Origin of the sequence: Streptomyces sp. QH1-20, assembly GCF_041283565.1 — a bacterium.
GTDB lineage: Bacteria > Actinomycetota > Actinomycetes > Streptomycetales > Streptomycetaceae > Streptomyces > Streptomyces syringius.
This window is the reverse complement of record NZ_CP166299.1, coordinates 7519482-7528257: the sequence shown is the minus strand read 5'-3', so window position 1 is coordinate 7528257 and position 8776 is coordinate 7519482. Positions and strand designations below refer to the sequence as shown.

Genomic DNA, 8776 nt, shown 5'->3' with positions numbered 1-8776 from the left:
TTCTCGTTGGTGCTGTTCATGTCTCTACTCCGTCAATCGCGCGACGCGTCGGACTGGTTGTCGAGGGCGGCACGGACCAGGTCGTCCAGGGCCATGGAGTCGATGGACTCCTCGTCCCCGTCCTCCGGTGCGGGGTCTGCCGTGCCCCGTCCGGCCAGTTGCAGCAGGGGTTCCAGTACGCCGATGTCGCGCAGCTGGGCGAGTGACACCGAGGACAGCAGGGACCGGATCTCCGCTTCCTCGTCGTCGGTGGTGTCGGTGGGGCCGTTCTCGTCGGGTACGAGCTGCCGCAGCATGTGCTCGGCGAGGGCGGCGGGGGTCGGGTGGTCGAACACGAGGGTCGCGGACAGGCTCAGACCGCTGGCGGCATTGAGCTGGTTGCGCAGTTCCACGGCGCCCAGGGAGTCGACTCCGAGGTCCCGGAAGGATCGTTCGGCGCCGACGGCGTCCCGGTCGGGGTGGCCGAGGACGTGGGCGGCCCGGGTGCGGACCAGGTCGAGCACCGCCTCGTGGCGCCTGCTGTGCGGCAGGTCCGTGAGCCGGTCGCGGAGGCCGCCGTCGGCCGTGCCGCCGCCGGCCTGCGGCGTCGTGGCCGCGATGGCGGCCTGGTAGCCGGGGAGTTCCCGCAGGAGCGCCGCCGGGCGGGCGGCGCTGAAGGCCAGCGCGAACCTCTCCGGTGCGACGTCGGCGACGACCGCCGTCGGTTCGGTCTCCATGACCAGTCGGCGCATGGCCTCCAGGGCCAGCTCCGGGTCCATCGCGCCGATGCCGGCGCGCTGGGCCGCCGCGTCGGCCGCGGCGCCGTCGGCCATGCCCCCGCCGCCCCAGGCGCCCCAGGCGATCGAGGTCGCCGGGAAGCCCTGGGACCGGCGGTGTTCGGCCAGTGCGTCGAGCACCGCGTTCGCCGCCGCGTAGTTGGCCTGGCCGGGGTTGCCGACGGCCGCCGAGGCGGAGGAGAACAGGACGAACACCGACAGGTCCAGCTCGCGGGTCAGCTCGTCCAGCAGGAACGCGGAGGTGACCTTGGAGCGGAAGACCGCTTCGAAGCGCTCCGGGGTCAGCCGGTCGAGGATGCCGTCGTCGAGGACGCCGGCCGCGTGCACCACACCGGTCAGCGGGTGCTCGGCCGGGATGCCCGCGAGGACCGCCTCCAGCGCGGTGCGGTCCGCGGCGTCGCAGGCGGCGACGGTGACGCGGGCGCCCAGGGCGAGGAGTTCGTCCCGCAGCGCGGTCGCGCCGGGCGCGTCCTCGCCGCGGCGGCTGGTGAGCACCAGGTGCCGGACGCCGTCGCGGGCCAGCCTGCGGGCGACGTGGCCGCCGAGGGCGCCGGTGCCGCCGGTGATCAGCACCGTGCCGCTGGGGTCCCACTGCGGGCCGGTCCCCTTGCCGGGTGCCTGCACCAGCCGTCGGCCGAAGACCGCGGCGGGCCGTACGGCCACCTGGTCCTCCCCGTCCGAGCCGGCGAGGACCGCGGCGAAGCCGGTGGCCGAGCGCTCGTCGAGGACCTCGGGGAGGTCGACGAGTCCGCCCCAGCGCTCCGGGTGCTCCAGCGCGGCGACCCGGCCCAGGCCCCAGACGGCGGCCTGGAGGGGGCTGCGCAGGGCCTCGGCCCGGCCCACGGACACCGCGCCGCGGGTGACGCACCACAGCGGGGCGCCGATCGCGGCGTCGCCCAGGGCCTGGAGCAGCGCGGTGGTGAGGGCGAGCCCGGTGGGCGCGCTGCCGTCCGCGGTCTCCCGCAGGGCCAGCAGCGAGACGACCCCGGCGAACGGCGTGCCGCCCGCGGTGAGTTCACGCAACTGCCCGGCGAGAGCCGAGCGGTCGGCGGTGTCCGCCACCTCCAGCCGCACCACGTCGGTGCCGAGGGCGGCGAGCGCCCCGGTCGTCCAGGCGTCGGCCTCTGCTCCGGCGGGGACCACGGCGAGCCAGGTGCCGGCGGGCCGCCCGCCGCGGACCTCGGTCAGCGGCTTCCAGACGATGCGGTGCCGCCAGCCGTCGACGACGGACTGCTCCTGCCGGGCCCGGCGCCAGTCGAGCAGCGCCGGGAGCACCTTGGAGAGGGTGTCTCCCCCGACGCTCAGGACGGACTCCAGGGAGGCGAAGTCCTCCCGCTCGACCGCGTCCCAGAACTCGCGGTCGGTGGCGTCTGCCGCTACCTGGGACGCCACGGAGGCGGGCGCCGGCCGGTCGTCGGGCCAGAAGCGGGCGTGTTCGAAGGCGTACGTCGGCAGCTCCGCCCGGCGGGCGCCGGTGCCCGCGTAGAACGCGGACCAGTCGGGTACGACGCCGCCGAGGTGCAGCCGGGCCAGCGCGGTGACGAGGGTGGTCTCCTCGTCGTGGCCCTTGCGCAGGACCGGTAGGGCGAGTGTCGCTTCCGGTGCGGACTCCCGGGCCAGGGCGGACAGCACCCCGTCGGGGCCCAGTTCCAGCAGGGTGGTCACGCCCCGGCCGGTGAGGGCACGGACGCCGTCGGCGAAGCGGACGGCCTCGCGGACGTGCCGCACCCAGTACCCGGGCGTGCACAGCTCCTCGCCGGTGCTGATGTCGCCGGTCAGGTTCGACACGACGGGCACGGTGGGCCGGTGGTACGTCAGCTCCTCGGCCACCCGGCGGAAGTCGGCCAGCATGGGGTCCATCAGCGGCGAGTGGAAGGCGTGGCTGACGGACAGTCGTGTCGTCTTGCGCCCCAGGCCCGTGAAGTGACCGGCGATCAGGAGGACCGCCTCCTCGGTGCCGGAGACGACGACGGCGTTCGGGCCGTTGACCGCCGCGATGGCGACCTCGTCGGTCAGGAGCGGGGTGACCTCGTCCTCGGTGGCCCGCAGGGCGACCATGGCGCCACCGGTGGGCAGGGCCCGCATCAGGCCCGCCCGCGCGGTCACCAGACGGCACGCGTCCGCCAGGGAGAAGACGCCCGCGGCGTGCGCCGCGGCGACTTCGCCGATGGAGTGGCCGCCCACGAACTGCGGCCTGATGCCCCAGGACTCCACGAGGCGGAACAGGGCCACCTCGACGGCGAACAGGGCGGGCTGGGCACAGCCGGTGTTGTCGAGGGCCCGCGCGTCCTCGCCCCACATCACCTCCCGCAGCGGGCGGTCCAGGCTGACGTCGAGGTGGGCCAGCACCTCGTCGAGGGCGTCGGCGAAGACGGGGAACCGCTCGTACAGCTCGCGGCCCATGCCGAGGCGCTGGCTGCCCTGCCCGGAGAACAGGAACGCGGTCCGGCCGGCGCGGCCGGCCTCGCCCTCCAGGACGTGCGGGGCGAGGTCCCCGGCGGCCAGGGCGGTGAGGCCGTCGAGGAGGGTGTCCCGGCCGGTGGCCAGGACGGCCGCCCGGTGCTCGAAGGCGGTCCGGGTGGTCGCCAGCGCGTACGCGAGGTCACCGACGGTGGCGTCGGGGGTCGCGGTCGCGTGGTCGAGGAGCCTGCGGGCCTGGGCGCGCAGCGCGCCGGGCGTCTTGCCGGACACCAGGACCGGCAGGGTGCCGGTGTCCCGGGCGGGTCCGGCGGGCGCCGCGGCGGGCTCGGCCCCGGGGGCCTGCTCCAGGATCACGTGGGCGTTGGTGCCGCTGGCGCCGAACGCCGAGACGGCGGCGCGGCGCGGGTGCCCGGCGTCGGGCCAGTCGGTCGTCTCCGTGAGCAGCCGGACCGCGCCCGCCGTCCAGTCCACGTGGGTGGTCGGGGTGTCGACGTGCAGGGTCCTCGGCAGCGTGCCGTGGCGCATCGCGAGGATCATCTTGATGACGCCCGCCACGCCCGCCGCGGCCTGGGTGTGGCCGATGTTGGACTTCAGCGAGCCGAGCAGCAGGGGCCGTTCCCGGTCCTGGCCGTAGGTCGCCAGGAGTGCCTGGGCTTCGATCGGGTCGCCGAGCTTGGTGCCGGTGCCGTGTGCCTCGGCCGCGTCGATGTCGGTGGTGGACAGTCCGGCGGCTGCCAAAGCGCGGCGGATGACGCGCTGCTGGGCGGGGCCGCTCGGCGCGGTGAGGCCGTTGGAGGCGCCGTCCTGGTTGATGGCCGAGCCGCGCAGGACCGCGAGGACCTGGTGGCCGTTGCGCCGCGCGTCCGAGAGGCGCTCGACGACGAGCATGCCCACGCCCTCGGACCAGCCGGTGCCGTCGGCGGCGTCGGAGAAGGCCTTGCAGCGGCCGTCGGCGGACAGTGCGCCCTGGGCGCTGAACTCGATGAATCCGGTGGGGGTGGCCATGACGGTCACACCGCCGGCGACCGCGAGGGAGCACTCGCCGTTGCGCAGGGCCTGTGCGGCCAGGTGCAGGGCGACCAGCGACGAGGAGCAGGCGGTGTCCACCGAGACGGTGGGCCCGTTCAGCCCGAAGCTGTAGGCCAGCCGGCCGGAGAGGAGGCTCGCCGACTGGGCGGTCTGCCACTCCCCGAACTCCACCGGCGGGCGGTAGTCGCCGCTGCCGCCGCCGACGAAGACACCGGCGTCGGTGCCGCGCAGGGTGACGGGGTCGATGCCCGCCCGCTCCAGCGCCTCCCAGGCGGCCTCCAGCACGATGCGCTGCTGGGGGTCCATGACCAGGGCCTCGCGCGGGGAGATCCCGAAGAAGCCGGGGTCGAACTCGGCGGCGTCGTAGAGGAAGCCGCCGTGCCCGGTGGCGCTGCGGCCGCGGCCGCCCGGCCCGCCGGAGAGCAGGTCGTCGAGGTCCCAGCCGCGGTCGGTGGGCAGCTCGCCCACCGCGTCCGTCTCGGCCATGACGAGTCGCCACAGGTCCTCGGGGGAGCGCACCCCGCCCGGGTAGCGGCAGGCCATGCCGACGATCACGACGGGGTCGTCGGCCCCATGGCCGGTGGGCAGGGCGTCGGACGTGGTCCCGGGGGTCCCGGACAGCTCGCCGAGCAGTTCGGCCTTGAGGTGGTCGGCCAGCACGGCGGGCGTGGGGTGGTCGAACGCGAGGGTCGCGGGCAGGTTCAGTCCGGTCGCGGTGGTGAGCTGGCCGCGCAGGTCGACGGCGGTCAGGGAGTCGAAGCCGAGGTCCCGGAAGGGCAGGTCGGCGTCGACGGCGTCGGCGCTCGCGTGCCCGAGTACCACGGCGACCTTGTCGCGGACCACATCGAGGAGTTCGGCGGACCGCTCGGACTCCGGCAGGGCGCGCAGCCGCTCCCGCAGCGTGTCCGCGGCGGACTGGCCGTCCCGGCTCTCGTGAGCGAGGGCTTCGACGGCCGTACGCGCCTCCGGCAGCTCCGCGAAGAGCGCGGTGCGGCGGGTGGCGGTGGTGGCGGGTGCGAAGGTCTCCCAGCGCACGTCGGCGAGGGTGACGCCGCTGTCGTCGTCGGTGACGGCGTGGGCGAGTGCGGTCAGCGCCGCCTCGGTGTCCATGACGGGCAGGCCGCTCAGTCGCAGGTGCCCGGTCATGCCCGGGTCCGTCGTCTCGGCCCAGGCGCCCCAGGAGACGGTGAGGGCGGTGGCGCCCCGGGCGCGGCGCCGGGTGGCGAACGCGTCCAGGAGGGCACCGATCGCGGCCCCTTCGCCCTGCCCGCGGACGCCCCAGATGCCGGCGATGGAGCTGAAGAGGACGAAGGCCTCCAGGGCCCGGTCGCCCAGTGCGATGTCGAGGGCGGTCACCCCGGCGAGCGCGGCCGTGGCGTCGGTGCCGCTCTCCTCGTCGGCGTGGACGACCGCGGTCAGCGGGGTCCCCTCCGGGAGGGCGTCCAGCAGGCCGGTCAGGGTGGCACGGCCGGAGGCGCCGGGGAGGTCACAGGCGGCGATCGTGACCGTGACGCCCAGCTCGGCCAGCTCGGCCTCGAGGTCGGCGGCACCGGGAGCGTGCGCGCCCTCCCGGCCGGTGAGCACCAGGTGCTCGGCGCCGTGCCGGGCCAGCCAGCGGGCGACGTGGCCGCCCATCACGCCCGTACCGCCGGTGACGAGCACCGTGCCGGACGGGGTCCACGCGGTGGCGGAGGAACGGCCGGCGCGTACCAGGCGCCGCGCGAACACCCCGGAGGGACGGATCGCGAGCTGGTCCTCGCCGTCGTGGCCGCCCAGCGCGGTCGCGAAGCGGTCCGCGGTGCGCGCGTCGAGGGTCTCGGGCAGGTCGGCCAGACCGCCCCAGTGGTCCGGGTGTTCCAGCGCGGCCACCCGGCCCTGGCCCCATACGGCGGCCTGGCCGGTGTGCGCCAGGGGTTCCGAGCGGCCCACGGAGACCGCGCCGCGGGTGACGCACCACAGGGGCGCCTCGATCCCGGCGGCGTCGAGCGCCTCCAGCAGCTCGGACGGCCATGCCGCGGCCGTGGGGAGCGAGGCGTCCCCGGCGGTGGCGGCGAGGAGGGACACGACGGCCGTGTACGCGCCGTCGTCGCCCTGTGCCTCCGTCAGCCGGTCGGCCAGAGCGGTGCGGTCGGTGACATCGGCCTCGACGAGGACGGTGTCCTCGCCCAGCGCGGTGACGGCGGTGGTCAGCCACGCGTCGTCGGAGTACCCGGCCGGGACGAGGAGGAGCCAGGTGCCGCGCGGTGCGGCGGTGGCGGGTGCCGTGAGGGGCTTCCACGTCACCCGGTAACGCCAGGCATCCGCCACGGACTGCTCACGACGACGACGGCGCCAGGACGACAGCGCCGGCACCATCGCCGTCACCGTCTCCCCGTCCAACTCCAGCGAATCCGCGAGCGACCCCAGGTCCTCACGCTCCACCGCCGACCAGAACTCCGCGTCCACCGGATCCACCGACCCGGCCACCGGCGCCGCGACCACCTCCGGCCAGAACCGCTCCCGCTGGAACGCATACGTCGGCAACTCCACCCGCCGCGCACCCGAACCCGCGAAGAATCCGGACCAGTCCACGAACACCCCGTGCACATGCAGTCGGGCGGCCGCGGTGACCACGGCCCGCTCCTCGCCCCGGTCGCCGCGCAGCACCGGCACGACGGCCGGTTCGGGCTCCTGCCCGTCGAGGACGCGCCGGACCAGTGCCGAGAGCACGCCGTCGGGGCCGAGTTCGAGGAAGATCCCCACACCGGCGGCGCGCAGGGTGTGGACGCCGTCGGCGAAGCGCACGGCCTCGCGGACGTGCCGCACCCAGTAGTCGGCCGTGCACAGCTGCTCGGCGTCGGCGAGAGCGCCGGTGAGGTTGGAGACCACAGGGATACGTGGCGCCGTGTAGGTCAGACCGTCCGCGACCGCGCGGAAGGCGTCCAGCATCGGGTCCATCAGCGGCGAGTGGAACGCGTGGCTCACCCGCAGCCGTGTCGTGCGCCGGCCGTCGGCGGCGAACCGCCCGGCGGTCTCCAGGACGGCTTCCTCGGCGCCGGAGACGACGACGGCGTTCGGGCCGTTGACCGCGGCGATCGCGACGCCGTCGGCCAGCAGCGGGGTGACCTCGTCCTCGGTGGCCTCCACCGCGAGCATCGCCCCGCCCGCCGGCAGCGCCTCCATCAGCGTGGCGCGGGCGGCGACCAGCCGGCAGGCGTCCTCCAGGGAGAACACCCCGGCCACGTGGGCGGCGGTGATCTCGCCGATGGAGTGGCCGCCCACGAAGTCCGCGGTGATGCCCCACGACTCGACGAGGCGGTACAGCGCGACCTCGATCGCGAACAGCGCGGGCTGGGTGAAGCCGGTACGGTCCAGCAGCTCTGCCTCGTCGGTGCCCGCCTCGGCGAACAGCACCTGGCGCAGCGGGCGGTCCAGTTCCAGGTCCAGGTGGGCCAGGACGGCGTCCAGGGCCTCGGCGAAGACGGGGAAGCGCTCGTACAGTTCGCGGCCCATGCCGGTCCGCTGGCTGCCCTGTCCGGAGAAGAGGAACGCGGACGTGCCCGTGGCGGCGCGCGGGCCGCGCGCGGCCTCCGTCACCCCGTCGGCGCCGGCCAGCAGCACCGCGCGGTGCCCGAAGGCGGAACGGCCGCTCGCGAGCGAGTACCCCACGTCCACCGGGGAGAGCCCGGGGTGGTCCGCGGCGAAGGAGGTGAGCCGCTCGATCTGCTCGTCGAGGGCCTCGCGGGTCCGGCCGGAGACGACCCACGGCACGACGGCCGGTGCGGTCGTGCGCACGGGCTCGGCTTCGGGTGCGGGCCCGGCCGGCGGTGCCTGCTCGACGATGACGTGGGCGTTCGTGCCGCTGACGCCGAAGGCGGAGACGCCCGCCCGGCGCGGCTGCCCGGTCTCGGGCCACGCGGCCGGCTCGGTCAGCAGCTCGACGGCGCCCGCCGACCAGTCGACGTGCGAGGACGGGGCGTCGATGTGCAGGGTCTTCGGCAGGGTGCCGTGGCGCATGGCCAGGACCATCTTGATGACGCCCGCCATGCCGGCGGCGGCCTGGGTGTGACCGATGTTGGACTTGACCGCGCCGAGCAGCAGCGGGCGCTCCCGGTCCTGCCCGTAGGTGGCGAGCAGCGCCTGGGCCTCGATCGGGTCGCCCAGCGTGGTGCCGGTGCCGTGCGCCTCGACGGCGTCGACGTCGGCGGCGGTCAGGCCCGCGTCGGCCAGGGCCTGGCGGATGACCTGCTGCTGTGCCGGGCCGTTGGGCGCGGTGAGGCCGTTGGACGCGCCGTCCTGGTTGACGGCGGTGCCGCGCACGATGGCGCGGACCTCGTGTCCGTTGCGCACGGCGTCGGAGAGGCGCTCCAGGACGAGGATGCCGACGCCCTCGGACCAGGCGGTGCCGTCCGCGCCGTCGGCGAAGGCCTTGCAGCGGCCGTCGGGGGCCAGGCCGCCCTGGGTGCTGAACTCGACGAAGGAGTCGGGGCTGGACATCACCGACGCGCCGCCGACGAGCGCCAGTTCGCACTCGCCGGAGCGCAGGGCCCCGGCCGCCCAGTGGGTGGCGA

The 8776-nt window shown here is 75.6% G+C and carries 1 protein-coding gene (running past one end of the window); it reads right to left on the bottom strand.

Annotation, left to right across the window (positions count from 1 at the left end; all coding sequences use genetic code 11):
• Nucleotides 1-32 precede the first annotated feature (32 nt).
• Nucleotides 33-8776 carry the 3' portion of a type I polyketide synthase gene (locus tag AB8O64_RS33480; protein WP_370423428.1) on the bottom strand. Its footprint extends 19645 nt past the window's final position, so 8744 of the gene's 28389 nt are visible here — the last part of the coding sequence; the start codon falls outside the window, past its right edge — the gene reads right to left on this strand; it ends in the stop codon at nt 33-35.